Annotated in this window: 24 protein-coding genes, 1 tRNA gene and 1 pseudogene; 11 read left to right on the forward strand and 15 right to left on the reverse strand. The window is 66.7% G+C overall.

Translation table 11 applies throughout. From position 1 onward, the window contains the following. Positions 1 to 90: 90 nt before the first annotated feature. The 9 genes from NFU08_RS08020 to NFU08_RS08060 all read right to left on the reverse strand — a co-directional run bounded on the left by NFU08_RS08020 (position 91) and on the right by NFU08_RS08060 (position 8928). Positions 91 to 309: an NF038396 family protein gene (locus tag NFU08_RS08020; protein WP_174176788.1), complete on the reverse strand. Its 219-nt coding sequence runs from the start codon at positions 307 to 309 to the stop codon at positions 91 to 93. Between the two features lie 2 nt (positions 310 to 311). Continuing rightward, positions 312 to 896: a dihydrofolate reductase gene (locus NFU08_RS08025; RefSeq protein ID WP_251422096.1), complete on the reverse strand. Its 585-nt coding sequence runs from the start codon at positions 894 to 896 to the stop codon at positions 312 to 314. Continuing rightward, a complete protein-coding gene (locus tag NFU08_RS08030) occupies positions 893 to 1696 on the reverse strand; it encodes a thymidylate synthase (RefSeq protein WP_251422098.1) in 804 nt (267 codons plus the stop codon). Before NFU08_RS08030 ends, NFU08_RS08025 begins: the two co-directional genes overlap by 4 nt. A gap of 44 nt (positions 1697 to 1740) precedes the next feature. After that, positions 1741 to 2139, reverse strand: coding sequence for a GntR family transcriptional regulator (locus tag NFU08_RS08035; protein ID WP_251422101.1), 399 nt, complete (start codon positions 2137 to 2139; stop codon positions 1741 to 1743). Continuing rightward, a complete protein-coding gene (locus tag NFU08_RS08040; RefSeq protein ID WP_251422104.1) occupies positions 2136 to 3767 on the reverse strand; it encodes a hypothetical protein in 1632 nt (543 codons plus the stop codon). Before NFU08_RS08040 ends, NFU08_RS08035 begins: the two co-directional genes overlap by 4 nt. 96 nt (positions 3768 to 3863) lie before the next feature. Continuing rightward, positions 3864 to 4832 (reverse strand): NUDIX hydrolase, encoded by a 969-nt coding sequence (locus tag NFU08_RS08045; RefSeq protein WP_251422107.1) that lies wholly within the window; start codon positions 4830 to 4832, stop codon positions 3864 to 3866. A gap of 11 nt (positions 4833 to 4843) precedes the next feature. Then, positions 4844 to 7093, reverse strand: a complete 2250-nt coding sequence (locus tag NFU08_RS08050) for an RNA degradosome polyphosphate kinase (RefSeq protein WP_251422110.1) — start codon at positions 7091 to 7093, stop codon at positions 4844 to 4846. Positions 7094 to 7224: 131 nt separating this feature from the next. Then, the gene (gene mshD, locus NFU08_RS08055) at positions 7225 to 8196 is read right to left on the reverse strand and encodes a mycothiol synthase (protein WP_251422113.1); all 972 of its coding nucleotides are present in this window, start codon (positions 8194 to 8196) and stop codon (positions 7225 to 7227) included. Between the two features lie 33 nt (positions 8197 to 8229). Beyond that, positions 8230 to 8928 (reverse strand): response regulator transcription factor, encoded by a 699-nt coding sequence (locus NFU08_RS08060; RefSeq protein ID WP_066277942.1) that lies wholly within the window; start codon positions 8926 to 8928, stop codon positions 8230 to 8232. A 339-nt stretch (positions 8929 to 9267) separates the two neighbouring features. Between NFU08_RS08060 and NFU08_RS08065 the strand changes: the two genes are divergently transcribed. The 5 genes and pseudogenes from NFU08_RS08065 (at position 9268) to NFU08_RS08085 (ending at position 13973) form a co-directional block, all read left to right on the forward strand. After that, entirely contained in the window at positions 9268 to 10035 is a 768-nt protein-coding gene (locus NFU08_RS08065) for a permease (protein WP_174176773.1), read from the forward strand. 173 nt (positions 10036 to 10208) lie between these two features. Next, a complete protein-coding gene (locus tag NFU08_RS08070; protein ID WP_104998656.1) occupies positions 10209 to 10817 on the forward strand; it encodes an FABP family protein in 609 nt (202 codons plus the stop codon). Between the two features lie 98 nt (positions 10818 to 10915). Further along, complete coding sequence (locus NFU08_RS08075; protein WP_251422115.1) at positions 10916 to 12001, forward strand: folate-binding protein YgfZ; 1086 nt, start codon at positions 10916 to 10918, stop codon at positions 11999 to 12001. Continuing rightward, a pseudogene (locus tag NFU08_RS08080) lies at positions 11998 to 12401 on the forward strand (ankyrin repeat domain-containing protein). The gene NFU08_RS08075 and the pseudogene NFU08_RS08080 overlap by 4 nt, the downstream one beginning before the upstream one ends. Before the next feature lie 60 nt (positions 12402 to 12461). Then, positions 12462 to 13973, forward strand: a complete 1512-nt coding sequence (locus tag NFU08_RS08085; RefSeq protein WP_251422118.1) for a DHA2 family efflux MFS transporter permease subunit — start codon at positions 12462 to 12464, stop codon at positions 13971 to 13973. Here NFU08_RS08085 and NFU08_RS08090 read toward each other — a convergent pair. From NFU08_RS08090 to NFU08_RS08110, 5 genes are all read right to left on the reverse strand, one after another. Further along, positions 13935 to 14651: a GNAT family N-acetyltransferase gene (locus NFU08_RS08090; RefSeq protein ID WP_251422121.1), complete on the reverse strand. Its 717-nt coding sequence runs from the start codon at positions 14649 to 14651 to the stop codon at positions 13935 to 13937. The genes NFU08_RS08085 and NFU08_RS08090 overlap by 39 nt on opposite strands. Before the next feature lie 80 nt (positions 14652 to 14731). After that, positions 14732 to 15757: an ATP-dependent 6-phosphofructokinase gene (locus NFU08_RS08095; protein ID WP_104184350.1), complete on the reverse strand. Its 1026-nt coding sequence runs from the start codon at positions 15755 to 15757 to the stop codon at positions 14732 to 14734. A 151-nt stretch (positions 15758 to 15908) separates the two neighbouring features. Further along, a complete protein-coding gene (locus NFU08_RS08100) occupies positions 15909 to 16166 on the reverse strand; it encodes a PspC domain-containing protein (protein ID WP_174176763.1) in 258 nt (85 codons plus the stop codon). 3 nt (positions 16167 to 16169) lie between these two features. Next, the gene (locus NFU08_RS08105) at positions 16170 to 16454 is read right to left on the reverse strand and encodes a hypothetical protein (protein ID WP_217432282.1); all 285 of its coding nucleotides are present in this window, start codon (positions 16452 to 16454) and stop codon (positions 16170 to 16172) included. Between the two features lies 1 nt (position 16455). After that, entirely contained in the window at positions 16456 to 18096 is a 1641-nt protein-coding gene (locus NFU08_RS08110) for a PspC domain-containing protein (protein WP_251422124.1), read from the reverse strand. Positions 18097 to 18220: 124 nt separating this feature from the next. On the opposite strand from NFU08_RS08110, the gene NFU08_RS08115 reads away from it, so the two are divergent. Next, positions 18221 to 19651: an ATP-binding protein gene (locus NFU08_RS08115; protein WP_174176759.1), complete on the forward strand. Its 1431-nt coding sequence runs from the start codon at positions 18221 to 18223 to the stop codon at positions 19649 to 19651. Beyond that, complete coding sequence (locus NFU08_RS08120; protein ID WP_174176757.1) at positions 19648 to 20331, forward strand: response regulator transcription factor; 684 nt, start codon at positions 19648 to 19650, stop codon at positions 20329 to 20331. The genes NFU08_RS08115 and NFU08_RS08120 overlap by 4 nt, the downstream gene beginning before the upstream one ends. Before the next feature lie 151 nt (positions 20332 to 20482). On the opposite strand, the gene NFU08_RS08125 is transcribed toward NFU08_RS08120, so the two are convergent. Continuing rightward, the gene (locus NFU08_RS08125) at positions 20483 to 21700 is read right to left on the reverse strand and encodes a pyridoxal phosphate-dependent aminotransferase (protein WP_174176755.1); all 1218 of its coding nucleotides are present in this window, start codon (positions 21698 to 21700) and stop codon (positions 20483 to 20485) included. A 278-nt stretch (positions 21701 to 21978) separates the two neighbouring features. On the opposite strand from NFU08_RS08125, the gene NFU08_RS08130 reads away from it, so the two are divergent. From NFU08_RS08130 to rplK, 4 genes are all read left to right on the forward strand, one after another. Continuing rightward, positions 21979 to 22051: transfer RNA gene (locus tag NFU08_RS08130), tRNA-Trp, on the forward strand. Positions 22052 to 22132: 81 nt separating this feature from the next. Continuing rightward, positions 22133 to 22417, forward strand: coding sequence for a preprotein translocase subunit SecE (gene secE, locus NFU08_RS08135; protein WP_104184345.1), 285 nt, complete (start codon positions 22133 to 22135; stop codon positions 22415 to 22417). 113 nt (positions 22418 to 22530) lie between these two features. Next, positions 22531 to 23334: a transcription termination/antitermination protein NusG gene (nusG, locus tag NFU08_RS08140; protein WP_174176753.1), complete on the forward strand. Its 804-nt coding sequence runs from the start codon at positions 22531 to 22533 to the stop codon at positions 23332 to 23334. A gap of 128 nt (positions 23335 to 23462) precedes the next feature. Continuing rightward, positions 23463 to 23894: a 50S ribosomal protein L11 gene (gene rplK / locus NFU08_RS08145; protein ID WP_251422127.1), complete on the forward strand. Its 432-nt coding sequence runs from the start codon at positions 23463 to 23465 to the stop codon at positions 23892 to 23894. The last annotated feature ends 24 nt before the right edge of the window (positions 23895 to 23918 follow it).

Genomic DNA, 23918 nt, shown 5'->3' on the forward strand with positions numbered 1-23918 from the left:
TTTTGAACAGCGGTCCCTGACGCTGCAGGCCCAGCCTAGTAACAAACCCGGGACGCGCGCGATGGGGTGGTCTCCCCATCGTCGCAGGCGCTACCTGCGGTCGGAGTCCTCCAGCACGGCGGCCCTGCGTGCACGCAGCGCGAAGAAGGCGCCGAACGCGAACACCTGCGTAACCACCACCAGCACGATGGCTCCTGCGATCTTGTTGCCGCCCAGGATCATGGTGAGCCCAACGATTGCGGATAGGAGGGCCAGGAGCGGGAGCAGCATGTAGCCCAGCACAAAGAGGGTTTCCGGTTTCTTCAACATTCCTAGCCCTCAGTCCTTGACCATTTGGTGAATCTGTAGCGCGTGCCGTTCCCTGCTGTCAGCCAGCCGTCCGGAGGGACGGAGGCGGCCGCCTCCCAACTGGTGCCAAGCTCGGGGGCGAATGTGTCGCCGTCGGCCTCCACATCGATGGTGGTGACCACCGCGACGTTGGCCAGCTCCGTTGACTGGCGGAAAATCTCGCCGCCGCCCAGGATCCAGACAGTGTCGCCGCCGTCCACGAACTGCGATTCCAGCAGTGCGTCGTCCAGGGAAGGAACCACGACGGCGCCCTCCGCCTCAGGTGTGTCGGCCCAGCTTTTCTGCCGGGTAATGACGATGTTGGTGCGTCCCGGCAGGGGCCGATACTTGTCCGGGAAGGACAGCCAGGTCTTCCGGCCCATGATGACCGGGTGCCCGGTGGTCAGCCGGGTGAAGTGCCTGAGGTCCTCGGGAAGGTGCCAGGGCATGTCCCCGTCCTTGCCGATGACGCCGTCCGGGGTCTGCGCCCAAATGAGGCCCACCCCGGTGATCGAGGCGGCAAGTTCTTCGGTGAAGGACTGGGGATCCGTGAAGTTTTCGGTGCTCATACGGCGATCGGAGCCTTGATCGTGGGGTGGTGCCGGTAGCCCACCACCTCGAAGTCCTCGAGCGTGTAGTCGAAGATCGAGCCGGGCTTGCTGGTGATTTTCAGCTGCGGGTACTCGTAGGGCTCGCGTTCCAGCTGCTTGAGGACCTGGTCCATGTGGTTTTCGTAGATGTGGACGTCCCCGCCGGTCCAGATGAACTCGCCGGGCTCCAGGCCCACCTGCTGCGCCACCATGCAAGTGAGCAGTGCGTAGGAAGCAATGTTGAACGGCACGCCCAGGAACATGTCCGCGGAGCGCTGGTACAGCTGGCAGGAGAGCTTGCCGTCCGCCACGTAGAACTGGAAGAAGGCGTGGCACGGGGGCAGTGCCATGTCCTGCAGTTCGGAGACATTCCAAGCGGACACCACGTGCCGGCGCGAGTCCGGGTTGGACCTGAGGTTCTCGATCAGCTCCGCGATCTGGTCTATGTGGCCGCCATCCGGGGTGGGCCAGCTGCGCCACTGGACGCCGTAGACCGGCCCGAGGTCGCCGTCGGCGTCGGCCCACTCGTTCCAGATGGTGACGCCCTGGTCCTGCATCCACTTCACGTTGGTCTCACCGCGCAGGAACCACAGGAGCTCCACGGCCACGGACTTGAAGTGGACCCGCTTGGTGGTGATTAGCGGGAAACCCTTGGCCAGGTCAAAGCGGATCTGGCGTCCAAAAACGCTGGTGGTTCCGGTGCCCGTGCGGTCCGATTTGTGCGTGCCGGAGGCCAGGACATCGCGCAGGAGGTCTTCATAAGGCGTTGGGATGCTCACGGCTCAAGTCTACTGGGACATCACCGGGCGGCTGCGTGTTTGCATTACGTTGCGCCCTTTCCCAGCTTGCCGCGCAACACATCCAGCAGGACTTCGTCGCTCAGGTGGGCTGCCCGGCCGGCGGCGATGTAATGGTCGACGGCGGCCTGCACCGCTGCGGGGACGGGCACAGTTCCCCGGCCGCCCGGCCTGCCGGTGGCCGGGGCGGCGACGACTGTCCCGCCCCGCCGCCGGGAATCCACCAGCCCGGCAGCCTCCAGTTCCTTGTAGGCCCGGGCAACGGTGCCCGCTGCGATGCCAAGGTCGGCCGCGAGGCTTCGAACCGTAGGCAGGCGGCTCCCGGGGGCGAGAGCACCCAACGCGATCAGGGAGCTGATTTGCGAGCGTATCTGTTCGTAGGGAGGGGTTGCGGAGCGCAGGTCCACGGTAATCCCGGCACTCATGTGGCCGGTTCCCTGGCAGGGTTGCGGTGGGAGGCGGGGGTGCGGGCGAAGCTGCGCACGGGAATCACGGCAATGACGATCCCCGCGGTGCACAACAGCCCGGCGGTGAAGGGGGCCGCGTCCCAGGCCCAGGCCCAGGAGGCAGGTTCCAGGTCGAGTCCCCGGCGTATGTCCGGCCCCGCTGACAGCAGCAGCACGCCGGCCTGCACCGTGAAACAGGCCGCGAGCGTCCGGACCACCCTGTGCACGGTGATGGCGCGGAGCGCGGCGTCCAGCCCGGGGACCGCCGTCGGAATGCCCTTCCGGCCTTTCGCGGCCGCCAGGGGGACAACTGCGAGGAGCGCCACTGCAGCACACGCCCACAGGGTGGGAGCCCACGTCGGCAGGATGCCAAGTTCCGGTTGGACGGAGGCAGTCACCACCACGGCTGCGGCCAGGACGGTGAGGGCTGCGATGCCGGTGGTGAGCAGGGCCGGGCTGACCGGCTGCCGCGGCCACTCCCGCGGCGCTTGGGGGGTTCCGTAGTTGCGCTGGATCAGCAGTTCCCCTGCGGCCGTGACCAGCAGGACGGGCGCTGCCGCCATCGCCACCACAAGGGCGGGATGCCCCGTCACGGCCGCTGGAATGACCACAGCCACCAGGGCCGGGATGAAAGCGGCAAGCCCCAGGGCTGCGCCGAGGGACATGGAAAGCCGGGCGGCGGGGTGGGAAGCCGCTGCCGGCTCACGGGGTTTAAGCCCGCTGCGGTCTGCCCGGACCGCGGGGAGCCTGGGCGGCGCCCACCGCCACATGGCAAGCAGGATTGCGAGGTTTACCGCGCCGGCCGCGTTGATCCACCCGCCGGCAACAAGGGAAGGGTCGGGCCTCGCTGCGTGGTTGCCCGCAATGGCCGCCAGGCCCGAGGCTATGGTGGCCACGGTCCGCAGCAACCTGTTCATGGCAATGGTCCTGAGGAGGTTGTTTTCCCCGGTGTCCAGCGCCTCCAGCTGGCGGCGCCGCGTGATCAGCACCAGCACCAGCCAGGTTCCCACTGCCAGGACAAGGAGGGCAGGGCCGAGGTAGGAAGCCAGTTCGATGCCGGGGACCCGGCCGTCGCCGCCATACGTCACATAGGTGTGGACGGGGTCGGGGCGGGAGCTGTAGGGGACCGGATCGTAGCCGGGAAGCGTCGCCATCCAGCCGATCTGCAGGGCGGTCCCTGCAAACACCGCAAGGACGGTCCAGGCGAGTGGCCGGGGCAGGAAGTCGCGGACACGCCGCACTTCCAGGTCCGCCTGGCGCCGCGGGAGCCGTGGGCCGGGATAACTCAGCTGGCCGATGGCGTGCACGGCAAGGCACCCGAGAACCGGCCAGGCCAGGGCGGGCACGATCGCTGCGCTGCTGATGAGTGGCTGGGAGTCCGGATTAGCGTGCAGGATGCCGGCGTTTCCGGCCGGTTGGAGGGAACTGGCCAGCCATCCCATGATCCCCACCCAGAGTGCGTGCTGGGAGGCAGTGGCAGCGGACCCGCTGCCGGGTCCCCAGATGACCCACCGAAGCAGGAGGTAGCTGCCGGCCGCCAGCAGGAAGGGCCACACCACGGCCATGGGCGGAACATTGCTGAAAAGAGCTGCATCGGTAAACGGCACGTCATCCCCCAGAAGTGTGCATCAATGTACTAAGTCTTTGATACAAAGCCCTGGGGGTCAAGCGCAGCGCCGCTCCTGGGGGTGTCCCCTTATTGGCTAGTCGTCAAACGGCTTGAACTGCTCCACCGCCACGATCCGCCGCTTACCGCCGGGAGCCACATGGCACACCACCAGTTCGCCGGGGGACAGGTAGGGCTCCTTCGCCGGCAGGAGTGCACGCAGGTGCTGCGGCATGTGCTCAGCGAGCTGCCCGAACACGGTGGGCAGTGCCGGGCGGTGCGTGCAGACCGCCACCGCACGCTGCTTGTCGAACAGGGCTTCAACGACAGCGGCCGTTTTCTTCGGGCTGCGGGCATGCCGGTGCTCGGTCAGCGCGTCCGCGAGCTTCACCTTGGCACCAACCACCTTGGCGTAGGGTGCGACCGTTGCGGCGCACCGCAGCCACGGGCTGGTCACTACCCGAAGCGGCTTCCAGGCGTGCAGGAGCCGGCTCACCGCCTGCGCCTGCCGTGTGCCCGTGGCGGCCAGCGGCCGCTCCCCTTCCGCCTTGCTCCAGGACGAGCGCGGCTTTGCCTTGGCATGGCGAAGCACCAGGAGCGGCCACGTGTCCAGGTGCCCGCGCCTGTGGGCCTCCTCCAGGTACTGCAACGGCACGACGTCGGAGGGGTTGGACAGCAGCGCAGCAGCCTTTTCGGGGGCACACCACATGACGCTGTCCACCTCCTTGCCGTCGGGCAGCAGCCTCGCCCCGTTGGCTTTGACAGCCCAGTAATAGACCACTTTGAGGCCGGATGCCACGTGGTAGTGGATGGGCGGCAGCGGAATGCCCAGCTGGGCGGTGAGGCCGATTTCCTCCTGGACCTCCCGGACCGCGCACTCGGGGATGGTTTCGCCGTCGTCGATCTTGCCCTTGGGCCAGGACCAGTCGTCGTAGCGCGGCCGGTGGATCAGCAGGACCTCAAGCTTGTCCTTGACCACGCGCCACGGCACGGCGCCGGCAGCCGTAACGGCTACTGGTTCCCCCGGGTGGTCTGTCTGGTCTGCTACGAGTGCATCGCTCGACAAAACAGGAGCCCTTAACGCCGGCTCAGGCTGCGCTGCCGGGGGCGCGATGCCAGCAGCCAGGACTGGACATCCTCAAGGGGTTTGCCGTCGTCGGCGAGGTGGTGCCGGGTCCAGACGCCCTCATTGTCCAGGTGCCAGCTGGAGGTTTCCGGGGCCATGTAGCGCCGCAGCAGGTCAAGGACGTAGGTGATGTCGTCGGTGCTGGACAGCTGGACCAGGGCCTCCACCCTGCGGTCAAGGTTGCGGTGCATCATGTCCGCCGAGCCGATGTACACCACGGGATCCCCACTGTTGGCGAAGGCGAACACCCGGGAGTGCTCCAGGAACCTGCCCAGGATGGACCGGACGGTAATGTTGTCGCTGAGCCCGGGCACCCCGGGGCGTAGCGAGCAGATACCCCGGACCACCACGTCAACCTTTACTCCCGCCTGCGACGCGCGGTAGAGGGAATCGATGATGGCCTCATCCACCATGGAGTTGACCTTGATCTGCACACGGCCGGGGATTCCCGCGCGGGCATTGCGGATTTCGGTCTCAATCCGGTCGATCAGCCCTGAACGGACGGAACGCGGAGCCACCAGCAGTCTCTTGAACGTGGACTTGGGGGCGTAACCGGAGAGCTGGTTGAAGAGCTTGGACAGGTCCTCGCCCACCTGCTCGTTGGCGGTCAGGAGGCCCAGGTCCTCGTAGTAGCGGGCGGTGCGGGGATGGTAGTTACCGGTGCCGATGTGGCAGTACCGCCGCAGCCCGTCAACCTCCTGGCGCACCACGAGCGAGAGCTTGCAGTGCGTCTTGAGGCCAACAATGCCGTACACCACGTGCACGCCGGCCTGTTCCAGCTTCCGGGCCCAGGAGATGTTCGCCTGCTCGTCGAACCGGGCCTTGATCTCCACCAGGGCCAGGACCTGCTTGCCGGCCTCGGCTGCGTCGATAAGGGCGTCGACGATGGGGGAGTCGCCGGAGGTGCGGTACAGGGTCTGCTTGATGGCCTGCACCTTGGGATCGGCGGCGGCCTGTTCCAGGAACGCCTGGACCGACGTGGAAAACGAGTCATAGGGATGGTGGAGCAGGATGTCCCGGCGGCGCATGGCGGCGAACACGTTGGCGGCCTTGGACGTCTCAGACTCGTTCAGGTACCGCGACGTGTGCGGAACGTGCTTTGGGTAGTGAAGGTCGGCGCGGTCGATGCCGGCCATCACGGAGAGTCCCCTGAGGTCCAGGGGGGCCGGGACGGAATAGACCTCGGATTCCTCGACGCCGAGCTCGCGGATCAGCAGCGCGCGGATGTTCGGGTTGATGTCGTTGGTGACCTCAAGCCGGACGGGCGGGCCGAAACGGCGGCGCAGGAGTTCCTTCTCGAGGGCTTGGAGGAGGTTTTCGGCGTCGTCCTCTTCCACCTCCACGTCCTCGTTCCGGGTGACGCGGAAGCTGTGGTGCTCCAGGACTTCCATCCCGGGGAACAGCTTGTCCAAGTGGACCGCGATGACTTCCTCAAGCGCAATAAAGCGCGCCACGCGTCCGGCCACCGCGCCGGCGCGCGGACCGTCTATGGACATCAGGCGCGGCAGCTGGTCCGGCACCTTGACGCGGGCAAAGAGCTCCTTGTCGCTCACAGGGTTGCGCACCACCACGGCAAGGTTCAGCGAGAGGCCGGAAATGTAGGGGAAGGGGTGCGCCGGGTCCACCGCCAGGGGCGTGAGGATGGGGAACACCTTCTCGCGGAAGATCACGCTCAGCTGTTCCTGCGCAGCGTCGTCCAGCTCGTCCCAGTGCATGAGGTGGATGTGTTCGTAGGCCAGCGCCGGACGGATCTGCTCGGCCCAGACCTGCGCATGACGCTGCTGGAGCCGGTGTGCTTCGCCGCTGATCCTCTCCAGCACCTCAACAGGGCTCAGGCCTGCGGGGGAGGGAACTGCGAGGCCGGTGGCGATGCGCCGTTTCAGGCCTGCCACCCGGACCATGAAGAACTCGTCCAGGTTCGAAGCAAAGATCGACAGGAAGCTGACGCGCTCCAGCAGGTGCAGCGTGGGGTCCTCCGCCAGTTCCAGGACACGGGAGTTGAAGCTGAGCCAGCTCAGTTCGCGGTCCAGGAACCGGTCGGGGCGGATGTCGCCCTCCGGCTGCAGGTTCGGCGCAAACTCCGGGATGTCGATGCGGTCCTGGGTGGCGCGCGAGGCGGGAACTTCCGAGGAGCCGAAGCGGGCGCGGACCGGCACTGCGACGTCCTGGGACGTGACTGCTCCGGAAGGTTCCGGGTTCATGGCATCTCCTTTACCTGGCGGTTGATGCTGGCGCTTCCGGCCTGCGCGGTTACTGCTTCAACCTTACAAGCAATCGGTGCGCTGAAGGCCGTGCATTTCCCGCCCGGGAACCCGTATGTCACCCTGCTGGACTAAACAGTTGCCACCTGTCCGTACATGACGTCCATGTCCCAGCGGGTGAAGCCCAGGCTCCGGTACAGCGCAACAGCAGCCGTGTTCTCCGCGTCGGTGTACAACATGACCGCGTGCAGCCCCAGGTCCTGGAGGTACCGGATGCCGGCAACCGTCAGGGCCTTGCCCAGTCCGATGCCCTGCGCTTCCGGCGCCACGCCCACTGCGTAGACCTCGCCGATGGCCGGGTGCGGGCCGTGCTTCGGATGGACCTTGGTCCAGTGGAAGCCCAGCAGCCGGCTCTGGCCGTCCTCGGCCAGGAGGAAACCCGAGGGGTCGAACCAGTCCTCGGCCATTCGGGCTTCGAGGTCGGCCCGGGTGAGGCTTCCCTGTTCAGGGTGGTGCGCAAAAGCGGCCCGGTTCACCGCCAGCCAGGCGTCCTCATCCTGGCCGGGCACGAAGGTCCGGAGGGACACGCCCTCCGGCAGGACGGCCCCGGGAAGGTCCGCCCCCGCCGTCGTCATCCTCATCTTCCACAGTTCGCGGACCGGGCCGAACCCATACCGGGCAGCCAGGTCCGCGGCGGCCTCATGGTTGCCGTGGGACCACGCCTTCAGCCCCTCCAGCCCGCGGCTGCCCTTGAGCGCACCCACCAGGCGTTCAGCCACGCCCTGGTTCCGGTAGCTGGGATGGACAGCGATCTCCAGCACGCCGGTGCCGTCGGGCTCCTCCACCACCACGGCGAATCCGGCCAGGTCCTGGCCGGTGGCGGGGTCGGAGTCCTCGTCCGGGGCGTACAGGGCCAGGGTCAGGGGGGACTGCCCGGCCGATCCGCCGGTGCGCAAGGTCACCAGGGTCTGCTCCGAAATGGAGGGGTTGCCGTCGGATTCCTCCGCCGCGGCCAGGAGGTTCCGGCAGTCCTTCAGGAGTTGCTGGTCAACCGCGCCCCGTTCTGTATGGACGGGCCACTTTTCAGGATGCGCTGGAGTCATGAGGCAAGGCTATACGGGATGCCGCAAGGGCGCTCAGGCCTCGGTAAGCTCGTCTTCCTGCTGCCGCACCAGGGTAAGGCGGTAGCCCACGTTGCGCACGGTGCTGATGAGGTTCTCATGGTCGGCGCCGAGCTTCGCCCGCAGGCGCCTGACGTGGACGTCCACGGTGCGGGTGCCTCCGTAGTAGTCATAGCCCCACACCTCGGTGAGCAGCTGCTGCCGGGTGAAGACGCGGCCGGGGTGCTGCGCCAGGTACTTCAGCAGCTCGAATTCCTTGAAGGTCAGGTTCAGCGGTGCGCCGTTCACACGGGCGGTGTAGCTTGCCTCGTCGATGACGACGCCGGCTGCGCGGATCTCCGTCGGCGCGTCCTCATGGTCCGGGACGGCCCGGGCAACGGACAGCCTGATGCGGGCCTCCACCTCGGCGGGGCCTGCCGAATCGAGCACGATGTCATCCACGGCCCAGGCGGAGGAAACGGCCGCCATACCGCCCTCGGTCAGGATCAGGACCAGGGGAGCGCTGAGGCCGGTGGCTTTGAGCAGCTGGGTGAGCGAACGGGCGCCCACCAGGTCTTTCCGGGCATCCAGCAGCACGATGTCGCACGGATCGGTCTCCAGCAGGGCAGTGGGCTCGGCGGGAAGGATGTGGACCCGGTGGTTCAGCAGTTCCAGGGCAGGCAGGATGTCCACCGAAGAGCCAGTGCTGTTCGTCAAGAGCAGGATGTGCGACATTGTTCCTCCATGGGCCGTCCGCGCATCATTGGGCGACTGAACCGGGTTTTCACCGGCCGGTACTGGCTTCCTGCCTCCGGCGCATGGCCAGCGGAAAAGGGCCGGCCTGCCACCTCAGCAGTGAGCTTAGCTGAGCTTTGAGTATACCCGCAGGCCTGTCCGGAGCCACGGATCCGGCCCGGATAAAGGGACGTTTTGCGACATATCCCGTTCATATAAGGCAGGATTGAGCCAGGGCCCCGACGCCCTCCGCGAAGGGCGGCCCCGCCCTTCCAGGTCGACGCCAGGATGGGATTGCAGCGCAGTGAGTGCAGAAACTAAATCCAGGCCGGGCTCCGCATGACCGCGGAGCTGCAGGCACCGGCGCGGTCGTTGGGCTCATGGACTATCGGCGTCGTGGGGATGGCCGGCCTCGCTGCAATCATCGCGGGCGTCTACACCTCCCGTGAAGTCCTCGTGGCCGTTGCTGTTGCCATGGCCGCCGCCGTCGGCATCGGGTGGCCGCACTTCCTTCGGATTCCCGCCAAGAAGACCCTGGCCGCCGTGATTGCCGTGCCAGGGGCCGGGGCAGCGGTTGCTGCCGGCCTGGCCCCTGCCCCCGGCTACCTGGACTGGACCCCGGCGTTCATTGCCCTGGGCATGATGGCCGTCTTCATCGTGCAGCTGCTCCGCGGAACAGGCCAGGCCCAGCGCCTGGAATCCACCTTGGGCTGCTGCGCAGGGGTTCTTCTCGCCTGCCTGGGTTCCGGCTGGATAGCCGGGGCACGGTTCAACGGCGTCCGGGAGATGCTCCTGGTGGCGGCCATCAGCGCCGCAGTTGCGCTGCTGGCAGGCCTGATCCGCTGGCCGGACAGCGTTGTGGCGCCCCTGGGCATTGTGATGGCTGGCCTTGCGGGACCGCTCGCCGGGCTGGTGCTCTCGGACATCGCCGTCCTCCCGGCCGCCATCTTCGGCGTGGTGGTGGGCGCTGTGCTGGCGAGCTTCCGGCGGCTGGCCACCCTGCGGGGTGCGCCCCTGAACGTCCCCGCTGCGCTTAGCATGGGCCTTGCCCCTGTCTCGGCGGTGGGTTCCCTTGCCTACTTCATAGACAAACTCCTCATCTACTAACGCGTTAGGATGGCATTATGTCCGTACTTGCATTTGAAATCTTCTTCCTTGTCCTGCTCGGCATCGCCAGCCTCGCCATGGCCTGGTTTGCCGGATTCGTGGTCTACCGCCTCTTCAAGGGCCAGAAGTAGACGCCTTTTTCCGGAGCTAGCCGATTTCCAGAGGTAGTCGCTGTGCCCATTGAGATTCCAACAGACCTGACTCCAGAACTCGTTCCGCTTTCCTGGCTCATTGGTGAGTGGGAGGGCCGCGGCCGCCTTGGCAGCGGTGACGAGGACTCGGAGCACTTCCTGCAGCACGTGTCCTTCACGCACAACGGCCTGCCGTACCTTCAGTACCGTGCGGAAAGCTGGCTGACGGACGACGACGGCACGCGCCTGCGGCCGCTCACCGTCGAGACAGGCTTTTGGGCGCTGGAGCGCAAACAGCTTGATGCCGACGGCGGCCCCGGCCTGATCCCCGCGGACATCGTTCCGGCGCTCAAGAGTGCGGACGAGGTGGAGGCCCTGCGCAACAGCGAGGGCGGCTTCGACATCTCGGTGTCCATCTCCCACCCCGGAGGCATTTCCGAGCTCTACTACGGGCAGATCAAAGGCCCGCAGATCCAGCTCACCACGGATATGGTGATGCGGGGGAGCCATTCCAAGGACTACAGCGCCGCCACCCGTATCTTCGGCCTGGTGGACGGCAACCTCCTGTGGCGCTGGGATGTTGCTGTTGGCGGCAAGGAAGGCAAAGGCCTGGAAGCGCATGCCTCGGCCTTCCTGAAAAAGGTTTCCTGACTCCTCCCGGTCCTTCGGCATGAAAGACGCAGGCGGCCCGGATCCACTCCGGCCTGAAAATCCGGAATACCGCCGAGCCCCAAGGACTTCTACTACATATGACTACTCCCAGCCCCCTGCTGTCGCGCCCTGGCGCCGTTGAGGCGGCCGGCGCGGACGCCGGCGTTGCCGCCCACTACGGTGAGCCCCTGCGCGAGCAGCGCGCCCTCGCGGCCGGAACCGCCGTCGTCGACCTGTCCCACCGCGGCGTTGTCACGGTAACCGGCCCGGACCGCCTGAGCTGGCTCAACACCCTTTCCTCGCAGCAGGTCGCCGGCCTGCAGCCGAATGAAGCCAGTGAACTCCTCCTCCTGAGCGTGCAGGGCAGGATTGATTTCGACGCGCGGGTCATTGACGACGGCGCCACAACGTGGCTGATCGTCGAAGCTGCCGAGGCCGCACCCCTCGCCGGGTTCCTCAACAGGATGAAGTTCATGCTGCGGGTGGACATTGCCGATGTTTCCGCGGACTGGGCCGTTGTCGGCAGCACGAAAGCTGTCCCGGAATGGTCCGGCCTGCTGGCCTGGCAGGACCCGTGGCCGCACGTGGGGGCCGGGGGCTACTCCTATGCGACCATCCCGGAGGCCAGCCACCCCGGGCTCGACCGCCCGTGGTTCGAATACCTCGTTCCGGCTGATGACCTGGAGAAGACGGTCGCGGGGCGTCCCCTGGCGGGCGTCCTTGCCGCCGAAGCGCTGCGCGTGGCAGCCTGGCGTCCCCGGATCGGGGCGGAAACGGACGACAAGACCATCCCGCACGAACTTGACCTGCTCCGGACCGCGGTGCACCTGGCCAAGGGCTGCTACAAGGGCCAGGAAACCATAGCGCGGGTGCACAACCTCGGCCACCCGCCGCGCCGCCTCGTGTTCCTCCAGCTTGACGGATCCCAGCACACCCTGCCGGAGGCCGGCAGCCCGGTCCTGGCGGGGGAACGCAAAGTGGGGACGGTGACGTCCGTGGCCCAGCATTACGAGATGGGCCCGGTTGCGCTGGCAGTCATAAAACGTTCGGTCGCCGCGGATGAAATACTGACGGTCCTGGACGGCGACGAGCCATACCCTGCCGCCCAGGAGCTCATCGTTGCCCCCGACGCCGGCCAGGTGGTGGGGCGCCAGACCGGATTCCTTAGGGGGCCACGACCATGACGGACAACGTTCAGCCCGGCCCAGGGCCCGACGACGAACGCTGGCTTTGGCGCACACGCTCTTCCAGGCTGCCAGGGAGGGGGACACGGCGCTGCTCCGTGCCTACCTGGACGCGGGCGCTCCCGCCACCCTGACCAATTCGGCAGGGGATTCCCTCCTCATGCTGGCCGCTTACCATGGCCACGCGGAAACCGTGCAGCTCATCCTGGAACACGGCGCCGAGCCCGGCACCGCCAACGACCGCGGCCAGACTCCGCTCGCGGGAGCGGCGTTCAAGGGCTACACCGATGTGGCCAGGGTCCTGCTGGATGCCGGCGCCGACCCCGATGCCGGAGCGCCGTCGGCCCGCGCCGCCGCCCAAATGTTCGCCCGCCAGGAGATCCTGGACCTCCTGGCCTAGGCGGGACCCAGCCGTTCACCCCGGTCCCGCCCGGCAGTAACCACCTGACGAAGGATGACCGTGGAAAACGTAGCAAAACCCTGGCCGGCCCTGTGGTCCCTGGTGATCGGGTTCTTTATGATCCTGATCGACACCACCATCGTGTCCGTGGCGAACCCGCGGATCATGGAGGGCCTGGACGCGGACATCAACTCGGTCATCTGGGTTACCAGCGCCTACCTTTTGGCCTATGCGGTCCCGCTGCTCATTACGGGCAGGCTGGGCGACCGCTTCGGCCCGAAGAAGCTGTACCTCTCAGGCCTGGTGGTCTTCACCCTGGCGTCGCTGTGGTGCGGGCTGTCCGGCGACGTGGAGACACTCATCGCGGCCCGCGTGCTGCAGGGGCTCGGCGCCGCCATGATGACGCCGCAGACCATGGCGGTCATCACCCGCATTTTTCCGCCGGACCGGCGGGGCGCGGCCATGGCCATCTGGGGTGCCACCGCCGGCATGGCCACCCTCGTGGGCCCCATCCTGGGCGGGGTCCTGGTGGACAGTCTCGGCTGGGAATGGATCTTCTTCATTAATGTCCCCATCGGCGTTGCCGGTTTTATCCTCGCCCTGCGCAACGTACCGGCCCTCAGCACCCACCCGCACCGGTTCGACATCCCCGGCGTGGTGCTGAGCGCCGTCGGACTTTTCCTCCTGGTGTTCGGCATCCAGGAAGGCGAAATCTACAACTGGGGCACCATCGCCGGGCCCGTGTCGGTGTGGGGGCTCATCATCGCAGGCCTTGCCGTGCTGGCACTTTTTGTGGTCTGGCAGCGGTTCAACAAAGGCGAGCCGCTGCTGCCCCTGGCCCTCTTCCGGGACCGTAACTTCTCTCTGGCCAACATCGGAATCACCACCGTCGGCTTCACCGTGACCGCGTTCAGCCTGCCGCTCATCTTCTACTACCAGCTGGTCCGCGGCCTCACGCCCACCCAGTCCGCGCTGATGATGGTGCCCATGGCCCTGATCTCGGGCGGACTGGCGCCGGTGGTGGGGAAGGTCATCGACAGGGTCAACCCGAAGTTCATTACCGCAGCGGGCCTGGTGCTGATGGCCGTTGCCCTTGTATGGAACTCGGCCCTGATGCAGCCGGACACCCCCATCCTGCTGTTCCTCCTGCCCAGCGCCGTCCTGGGATTTGCGAACGCAGGCATCTGGGCTCCGCTCAGCACTACCGCCACCCGCAACCTTCCCCCGCGCCAGGCCGGGGCCGGGTCCGGCGTGTACAACACCACGCGGCAGATTGGCGCCGTGCTGGGCAGCGCCGCCATTGCGGTGCTGATCCAGGCCCGGCTGGCCGCGGAGCTTCCGGCCGGTGGCCCCGGCGGGGGAGCGGGCGAGGGAATGGCCCTGTCGGGAGGCCTCCCCGAGGCCCTTCACGGCGGATTTTCGACGGCGATGGGCCAGTCCATCCTGCTGCCTGCCGGGGTCATCCTGGTAGGCGCGGCCGTGGCGCTGTTCTTCGCCAAGCCGCAGCCGGTTCAGGGCTGGGGCGTGCCGGGGTCAGCCAAGGTGGACGCTGGTCTGGATTCCGCCGGCTGACAAGCCGAGCTTCCGGGCCAGCGCCAGGGAACCTGTATTGCTGACGTCCGTCCTCCACTGGAGGGTCAGGCCCGCCGCGAGGGCCTCGTGGGCGGCAATCGAGGCTGCCAGGGAGCCCAGTCCGCGCCGGCGCCATTCAGGGTCCACCAGCACGCCAAGATGCGCCAGCAGCCCTTCCCACTCCGAGTAGGCTCCGCAGGCCAGGGGCACCCGGCGCCCCTCCAGTTCATGGACGATCGTGTAACGGTTCTCCAGGTCTGAAAGGCCCACTTCGTTGACGTCGTCGGGCGGGCACCGGCCCTCAAGCTCGATCGCCTCGGCGTTGCCGTGCGAGACGGTCATTTCCTCCGGCGGCTGCCTGAGGGGCAGGTCGTCCGCAAAAAAGAGTGCGGCTGCCCCCAGCCCGTGCCCGCCGTGCGACCTGGTGAGGGTCAGCAGGGTGACGTGCTGCGCCATTTCCTCGTCGGGGATGCCCGCCGCGGTGTCGATGACCCACTGGGGACCCACCAGCGCCGAGCTGCCGAACAGCCGGACGAACTCGACGGTCCGCGCCGACTCGTCGGCACGGACTATGCGTTCCCCGGAGGCCAGGGCGGAGCTGAAGGCGTCATCATCCAGCCCCAGGCGCCGGGCCCACGCAAGCTGGATGATGGCGGCCGAACCGGGGTCGAGTGTCATGCTCCCAGCCTAGGGCGGGCAACCGGTCCCGTTGGGCAGGACACATCGGCCGCAGCCACTCTTCAGGTATGCCGGATGGCTCAGCCGAACAGGACGGCAGCTTCGTCGTAGCGGTTCTGCGGGACGGTCTTCAGCTTGCCCAGGGCTTCCTGGAAGCCCACGTGCTCGATGTCCGTTCCCTTGAGCGCCACCATGGTGCCCCAGTAGCCCTCGACCACCGAGTCGATGGCCGCCATGCCCAGCCGGGTGGCCAGGACACGGTCGAAAGCGGACGGCACGCCGCCGCGCTGGATGTGGCCCAGGATGGTGGCACGGGTTTCAATGCCGGTCCGCGCTTCAAGCTCAGGGGCCAGCTGGTCCGCGATGCCGCCCAGGCGGGGCCGGCCGAAGGTATCCAGGCCGCGCTCGGAATGCGGGGTTTCCATGTGCTCGGGAACGAACCCCTCAGCCACGACCACCAGAGGCGCACGGCCACGGGCATGGGCCTCGTTCACCCACTCGGTGATCTGCTCGATGCTGACTTTCTGTTCCGGAATGAGGATGGCGTGGGCACCTGCAGCCATACCGGCGTGCAGGGCGATCCACCCGACGTGCCGGCCCATGACTTCGGCAATCATGCACCGGTGGTGCGACTCCCCGGTGGTCCGGAGCCGGTCGATGGCCTCGGTGGCGATCTGCACGGCGGTGTCGAAACCGAAGGTGTAGTCGGTGGCGTCGAGGTCGTTGTCAACAGTCTTGGGAACACCGACGATCTTCAGGCCGGCGTCGGTAAGCCGCTTGGCCGCTGCCAGCGTGCCCTCACCGCCGATCGCAATGATGGCATCGATGCCCAGGCGCTCCATGTGGGCCTTGATGACCTCGGGGCCGCCGCCGTTTTCGAACGGGTTGGTGCGGGAGGTACCCAGGATGGTGCCGCCCTGCTTGGCAATGCCGCGGACCATGGTCCGGGGGATGTCGATGATGTCGCCCTCAACAACGCCGCGCCAGCCGTCGAGGAAACCGACGAACTCGTGGCCGTGGATGGCAATTCCCTTGAGGACTGCTCCGCGGATCACCGCATTCAGTCCGGGGCAGTCGCCACCGCTGGTAAGGATTCCAATTTTCATGTCTCGCTCAAATCCTGGGGAGAGGGTTTACAGGCAGAGCGCCACGCTGAGCTCACATAGAGTCTAGTGCGGTATGTGCGGTACGACACAAACTGGTTACACGAAGGGCCCCGCTCCAAGGTGGAGGAGCGGGGCCCTGTGTGGCGGTGTATCACGGGCGGTTCAGTGACCGCCTGTCGAGGAACGACTGCAGCGGGATGACGTTCCGCTGGTCCGGCAGGACAGCCCAGGCCACGAGGTAGAAAACGAAGGCGGGGCCGGGGAGGAGGGCAAAGAGGAGGAAGGCAATGCGGACGTAGGCCACATCCACGTTGAGTTTTGCCGCAATCCCTCCCAGGACGCCCCCCAGGATGCGCTGGGGTCCGCGTTTCAGGCCCAGGCCCCTGACGATGCTGAAGAATTTATCCATGGTTCAAGACTTCCGTGTTGTGGTGCCGTTGTCACTTTTCCTGGCGGAGAGGAGTCCTCCGACCACGAGGGCCGCACCCGCTCCGATCATGAGGCCGATCAGGACGTAGGTCCCATTGAGGGTGACGATTCCGAGCTGGGCGATGATGATGAGGGCTGCGAGGGCAACCACGATCAGGCCCCATACGATGGTTCCCACCCGCGCCCCGGAGGGAGGGGCGGAGTCGGTGCGTGCCGCCGCGGAGCTCCCCGGAATGTAGGGGTCCGGCGCCGGTGTCTGGCTGCTCATGTCAATTACCTTCCTCGATGGTGACGTTGCTGACGGTGCCGTCGATCTCGATGACGAGGTGGCTGCCGGGCTTGTCGGTGTTGTAGCTGCTTTCGCGTGTGGTTGTCCCGCCGCGCTGGCTTCCGCCTTCCGCGAGGTTCCCCAGGGTCATATCGGCCCGGATGTCCACGGGCACGGAGTCAGGGATCACCACCGTGACGTTGCTGGCGGTGAAGTCCAGTGGGACAAGCACCTCGGACTCAAGGGGGGCGTCCAGGGCGAGCCCGGTGAGGTCAACGGTTCCGCGTCCCGCCGTGATGTTCAGCCCTTCGCTTGCCTGCTGGATGCTCGTGGGGGCCCAGTCAACTTCCTGGAACCGGACGCGCTCGCCGTTGTTGCCCACCACATTGAAGATTCCTCCCGTGATGAGGGCTGCCACCGCAAAGAACGACAGGATGCCCGAAGTGCGGCCGCGGAAGCCCAGAATGAGGATCCCGAGGCCCAGGACCGCCGCCGCGCTGGCCCAGGCGATGGCGTTCGTGGAGTCACCGAGGTCGATGATGTTGGTGACGTCCAGGGCTTTCAGCCCCGCGCCGACGATCAGTGCGCTGCCGGCAGCGATGGCGACGGCGGGGGCCCCGGGGCCTGCGGGGCGCGCCTTGGGTGCCGGCGGAGGACCCTGCGGCTGCCAGGTGCTGCCCGCGCCTTTGTTGTCCCATCCGCCGTTTCCGGAGCCGCCGGCGCCGTAGGGGCTGCCGGTAAACGGGCCGGTCCCTGCAACGTCCGGGTACAGGGGCGCCGTTGCCGCCGAGGCTGCGGCAGAGTGCGTGGTGGTACCGGGGTATGGGGTGCCCGGGTAGGAGGTGGCGCCGGGTGCGGCTGCGCCCGCCGGTGTGCCCACCGCTGCTTTGTTGCGCTGCGCGAGGTAGTAGATCAGGTAGATGGCGCCGCCAACCCAGAAGAGGGTCCAGAGGAAGGCGCCGAAACCGTGGTTGCTCCAGCCCCAGAAGTCGCCGCCCAGTCCGCTGAAGCCGAGGATTACGGCGATCAGGGAACCGGTCATGCCGCTGGTCCACCGTCCGGCGCCGGCTTCCTGGACATGGATCCTTCCATCGGGCTCTGGCAGGAAGGCCCATGCCAGGCCGTAGAAAAGTACACCAATGCCCGCGAAAAGGGTCATCACGATGAAGACGCCCCGGACGATCAGCGGGTCGATACCCAGGCGCCGGGCGATGCCGCTGGAGACGCCGCCGATCCAGCGGTCCTGGCCGCGGGTGATGCCGTGGCTGCGCACCCAGCCGAAGAAGTCGGTCTGCTGGGTGGGTGCACCGGCATACGGGTACCTGCCGGCGCCCGGGCTTGCGCTGCCCGGGCCGGAGCTGCCCTGGCCCGGGTACGCTCCGGCAGGCTGCCCGGCATAGGCCGCACCGGCGCCGTCGTACGCCGCGTCATCCCGCATGGACCGGTGAGAGGAGCCGTCCCCGTCGTCGTGCTCCGGTTCCTGCTCCGGGGCCGGACCCGACGCCGGCGGGGGAACAGGTGAGGGGGAAGGCACGGACTGGGAGCCAGCCGGCGGGAGGGGCTCGGTGGGGTTTTCGTTGTCCCGTTTGGGGAGGGGCTCCGTCGGGTGGCCGTCATCAGGGGTGGAGGTTTGCGAGTTCATGCTTCGATCCTTCCGCCTGCGGCGCTTCGGCTCTACTGGGGGACACCCTGAATGGTCCCTGAGAGGACCCCGGATCCGGCCGGATTGCGGGCCCGGGAACCCTGATCCGTGCTTGGATTGATCCATGACAACCGTGCCCGCCCGCCTCCCGCTGGTCCGCCGCAGCGACCGCTTCATCGCAGGCGTGTGCTCCGGCCTGGCCGCACACCTGGGCGTGCCCGTGGTCCACGTGCGGGTGGCAATGGTCCTTGCGTCGCTGGCCGGCGGTGCCGGCGTCGTCTTCTATGCCTGGTTGTGGATCATGGTCCCCACGGCTGACGAAAGCGCCCGGCGCCAGGCGCGCCGGCCGTCGTCGCCCATTGCACCGGCTGTCAGCCGGGAGACCGTGCCGGCCGCAGTTCCCTGGGCAGCGGCCCCGGCGGGTGGCGGCATTGACGGGATCGCGCCGCCCAGCAGGCCCGACGGCGGCCCACGGACGGATAATGCCTCTCCACGCGGCCTCGGATACCCCGCCCTGGGGGAAGCCGCAGCGTCCGCGTCCGAGCCCGTCCGGCCGCCCTGGTTCCGGTTCCGGGAGATGCGCTACGGCAAGGAAATCCTGCTCGGAACCGGGCTGCTGCTCGTGGCGGGCATCCTGATCGCCCAACTGCTGGGCGTGGATGTGCCACTGGGAACCCTGATACCCGCTGCGGCAGTGCTCGGCGGCGCCTCCATTGCCTGGATGCAGCTGGATGAGACCCGGCGGGCCGGGCTCGTGGACAAAACCAAGGCGGACCAGGCAGGGGGCTGGGCCCGGCTCGCGGCAGGGCTGGCGCTGGTGGTGGCCGGCGTCCTGGTGATGGTGTCCGGCTCCGGTTCCTGGGAGCAGACCTGGCTGGCGCTGCTGGCCTCGGTGGCTGTCCTCGGCGGGGTGGTGCTGGTCCTGCTGCCATGGGCGCTGAAGTTCTGGCGCGACCTGGAGGCGGAGCGGGCCGGCAGGATCCGGGAGACCGAACGGGCCGAGATTGCCGCCCACCTGCATGACTCGGTGCTGCAGACGCTGGCCCTGATCCAGCGTCGGGCGGCCAGCGAGCACGACGTCGTCCGGCTGGCCCGTGCCCAGGAACGCGAGCTGCGGGGCTGGCTTTTTGCGGATCCCGGCAAGGACGCCGGGCACCTGTCGGACCGGATCAAGGCCGTGGCAGCCGAAGTGGAGGACCTGCTGGGCAACGCCGTCGAGGTGGTCTGCGTGGGGGACACTGCCGTCACGGAGGGCCATGAAGCGCTGATCCAGGCCAGCCGGGAGGCCATGCTCAATGCCTCCCGCCACGGCGGCGGGACCGTTTCGGTCTACCTGGAGGCATCCGGCGGCCGTGCCGAGGTGTTTATCAAGGACCGCGGCCCCGGCTTCGACCTGCAGCATGTGCCGGAGGACAGGCTCGGGGTCAGGGAATCCATCATCGGCCGCATGAACCGCCACGGCGGTACAGCGGCAATCACCAGCAGCAGCGAAGGCACGGAGGTGCGGCTGGGCTTTCCCGCCGCCCCGCAGGACAGCACGGAAGGCAAGCCATGAACACAACGCAGGGACCGGGTTCGGATCCGGCCGCCAGGTCCGCCAGGGTGGTCATTGTCGACGACCACGCGATCTTCCGCTCGGGCCTGAAAGCGGACCTGGACCCCAGCATCCAGGTGGTGGGCGAGGCAGCCACGGTGGAACAGGCCATCGCCGTCATAGCACAGCAGCGCCCGGACGTGGTGCTGCTGGACGTCCACCTGCCCGGAGGCCTGGGCGGCGGGGGCCGTGAGGTTATCGCCGGTTCCGCAGCCCTGCTCCCTGCCACCAAGTTCCTTGCCCTCAGCGTCTCGGACGCGGCCGAGGACGTTGTGGCGGTAATCCGGGCGGGAGCACGCGGCTACGTCACCAAGACCATCTCGGGGGCGGAAATCACTGACGCCGTGTACCGGGTTGCCGGCGGTGACGCGGTCTTCTCGCCCCGGCTTGCAGGCTTTGTCCTGGACGCTTTTGGTACCGCCCCCGCGGACATCGCCGACGACGAACTGGACAGGCTGTCCGCGCGGGAACTCGAGGTCATGCGCCTCATCGCCCGCGGCTACAGCTACAAGGAAGTGGCCAAGGAGCTCTTCATCAGCATCAAGACGGTGGAAACCCACGTATCAGCGGTACTGCGGAAGCTGCAGCTCTCCAGCCGCCACGAGCTGACCAAGTGGGCCGCAGAGCGCCGCCTCCTCTAATCCCACGTCCCCAAACGCTCTCTCACTTGATGCGCCTTAACGCCAAACGCTCTCTCACTTGATGCGCCTTAACGCCAAACGCTCTATCACTCACCGGGAAGGGAGTGATAGAGCGTTTAGGGAATTCCTGCGTTAAGTGAGAGAGAGCGTCCTACTGGGCCTTGCCCAGGAAGTCCTGCAGCCGCTGCACGCCGGTGGCCAGGTCCTCGTCGCCGAGGGCGTAGGAAAGGCGCAGGTAGCCGGAAGGACCAAAGGCCTCACCCGGAACCACGGCCACTTCAACCTCGTCCAGGATCAGCGCTGCGAGCTCGGCAGAGGTCTGCGGGGTTGCGGTGCCGGAGGCGGTGGGAAACTCTTTGCCCAGCAGCCCACGGACATCGGCGTAGACGTAGAAGGCGCCCTTCGGCGTCGGGCATTCCACGCCGTCGATGGCGTTCAGGCCCGCAACGATCGCCTTGCGGCGGCGGTCGAATGCCACCTTCATCTCATCAACAGCCGTCAGCGGGCCGGAAACCGCGGCGAGGGCGGCGATCTGCATGATGTTGGAGACGTTGGAGGTGGCATGCGACTGCAGGTTGGTGGCGGCCTTGATGACGTCGGCCGGACCGATCATCCAGCCCACCCGCCAGCCGGTCATGGCATAGGTTTTGGCAACGCCGTTCAGGATCACCACTTTGTCGCCCAGTTCCGGCGCCGCGGTGGCGATCGAAGTGAAGGGGACGCCGTCGTAGGTCAGGTGCTCGTAGATCTCGTCCGTGACCACCCAAAGGCCCTTGGACGCTGCCCACTTGCCGATCTCCGCCACCTGCTCCGGCGAGTAGACAGAGCCAGTGGGGTTGGACGGCGACACGAACAACAGGATTTTCGTCCTGTCCGTAAGGGCTGCTTCGAGCTGTTCAACAGTGACCAGGTAGTCCTGCTCAGGACCCGCAAACACCTCCACGGGGACACCGCCGGCCAGGCGGATAGCCTCCGGGTAGGTAGTCCAGAACGGGGTGGGGACAATAACCTCATCTCCCGGATCAACCAGGGTGGCGAAGGTGTTGTACACGGCCTGCTTGCCGCCGTTGGTCACCAGGACCTGGGCGGCGTCCACTGCATAGCCGGAGTCGCGCAGCGTCTTGTCGGCGATGGCCTTCTTCAGCTCCGGCAATCCGCCGGCAGGGGAGTAGCGGTGGTACTTCGGCTGGCCGGCAGCTTCGATGGCGGCCTGGACGATGTAGTCCGGAGTGGGGAAGTCCGGTTCGCCCGCACCGAACCCAATAACCGGCCGGCCCGCTGCCTTCAGCGCCTTCGCCTTGGCGTCAACGGCGAGGGTTGCGGATTCGGCAATTGCGGAAATGCGCTGGGAAACGCGGGCGGCAGACATGGCAGGTCCGTTCTTCGCTTGCAGCCTGGGGGCTGGAATGTGGGATTCGACGAGTTCTACTCTATGCTGTTCACCGGACCCTCCGGGTTGCCGGTTTTGATTTGTGACTGTGTCCCGGTCACATGTCAGGCAGGCCGTCAGGCGGGGGCCGGAAATGGGCCGGTTCGACGAACACGAAGTTGTTGCGTAGACTGGTTCACCGGTGTTGAAACACGGATGATGACGTGCGCCCCAGCTCAGACTGGAGGCTCGTTGTCAGAGGGTGGAATTCACTCCATAGGGTAGTGGCGCAATTGGTAGCGCAGCGGTCTCCAAAACCGCAGGTTGCAGGTTCGAGTCCTGTCTGCCCTGCGCAAGCGCCCCGGGCGAAAATCCGGGGCAAGCGCAGCAACCATGGTTCTGTTCAGGGCCGGGTAATCCAACATTGCAAAGATGAGCGAGGACCAGGTGACCGAAACAGCTGCCAGCAGCTCCAAGGGCCGCCCAGCTAAGAAGGACGCCAAGGCAAACTTCTTCGCCCGCATTGCACTCTTCGTCCGCCAGATCATCGGCGAACTGAAGAAGGTTGTTGCACCCACCCGCAAGGAACTGATCAATTACACGCTCGTGGTGCTGGTGTTCGTGGGCATCATGATGGTCATCGTCAGCCTGCTGGACATCGGTTTTGGAACCGCCGTCGGCTGGGTCTTCGGCGGGACCGGCACCACGGACAGCTAACGCTGCACGGTCCGCAGGCCGCGTGTTCCTCCGGGATTCCCGGACGGAACGCCGGTGTGCGGAATTGAGCCATTTAAATAGGCATGTTAGGCAATGAGGAAGCAGGAGACCAAGTGTCTGAGCAGGAGCTCGAGGTAACCGAGACTGAGCTGGAAGAGTCCGCGGACGTCACGGCAGAAGCCGGTGACGAGTCTGAGGTTGATTCCTCCGCGCCCGAATCCGAGGACGCCGGTTCCGACTTTGACGCCGAGGCAGACGCCGGCTCCGAAGAGGAGTCCACTGACGCCCTCGCCGCTGCCGCCGCCAAAGCAGACGTTGACCCCGCCGAGGAGTTCAAGGCCAAGCTGCGCCGCCAGGAAGGTGACTGGTACGTCATCCACTCCTACGCCGGTTACGAAAACCGCGTGAAGGCCAACCTGGAAACCCGCATCCAGACCCTGGACATGGAAGATTACATCTTCGAGATCCAGGTGCCCATGGAAGAAGTCGTTGAGATCAAGAATGCTCAGCGCAAGGTCATCAACCGCGTCCGGATCCCCGGCTACGTGCTGGTCCGCATGGACCTCACGGACGCCTCGTGGGGCGCCGTCCGCCACACCCCGGGTGTCACCGGCTTCGTGGGCAACGCCCACAACCCCGTGCCGCTTCGCCTGGACGAGGTCTTCTCCATGCTTGCTCCCGTCTTCGAGGAAGAGCAGGCTGAGAAGGGCAAGCCGGTCAACAAGCAGAACCAGGCCCCCGTGGACGTTGACTTCGAGGTTGGCGAGTCCGTCATCGTCAAGGAAGGCCCGTTCGAGACCCTTCCCGCCACCATTTCCGAGATCAAGGTCGAATCCCAGACCCTCGTGGTGCTCGTATCCATCTTCGAGCGCGAAACGCCGGTTACCCTGGCGTTCAACCAGGTCACCAAGATCTGATCACCCAAGAATTCGTCCCGGGGCTGCCCGCTTAGCAGCACCGGAACGGCCGGCCGCCTTGCCATGGCGGCCACAAACCTGAGGCACGCTCCTGTGCCCCAGGACGTTATTGAGAGAAGGACCCTACATTGGCTCCCAAGAAGAAGGTCACCGGCCTCATCAAGCTGCAGATCCAGGCAGGTGCCGCTAACCCGGCCCCGCCGATCGGTCCTGCGCTTGGCCAGCACGGTGTCAACATCATGGAATTCTGCAAGGCGTACAACGCTGCGACGGAAGCCCAGCGCGGAAACGTCATCCCCGTGGAAATCACGGTCTACGAGGACCGTTCCTTCACGTTCATCACCAAGACCCCGCCGGCTGCAGAGCTCATCAAGAAGGCTGCAGGCGTCGCCAAGGGTTCAGCAACCCCGCACACCGTCAAGGTTGCCAAGCTGACCCAGGCACAGGTCAACGAGATCGCCTCCACCAAGATGGAAGACCTCAACGCCACCAGCCTCGAAGGCGCAGCGAAGATCATCGCCGGCACCGCCCGCTCCATGGGCATCACTGTCGAAAGCTAGCCGCTTCCGCCGCTTCGGTGTTGT

The organism is Pseudarthrobacter sp. NCCP-2145, assembly GCF_023708005.1.
Classification (GTDB): domain Bacteria; phylum Actinomycetota; class Actinomycetes; order Actinomycetales; family Micrococcaceae; genus Arthrobacter; species Arthrobacter oxydans.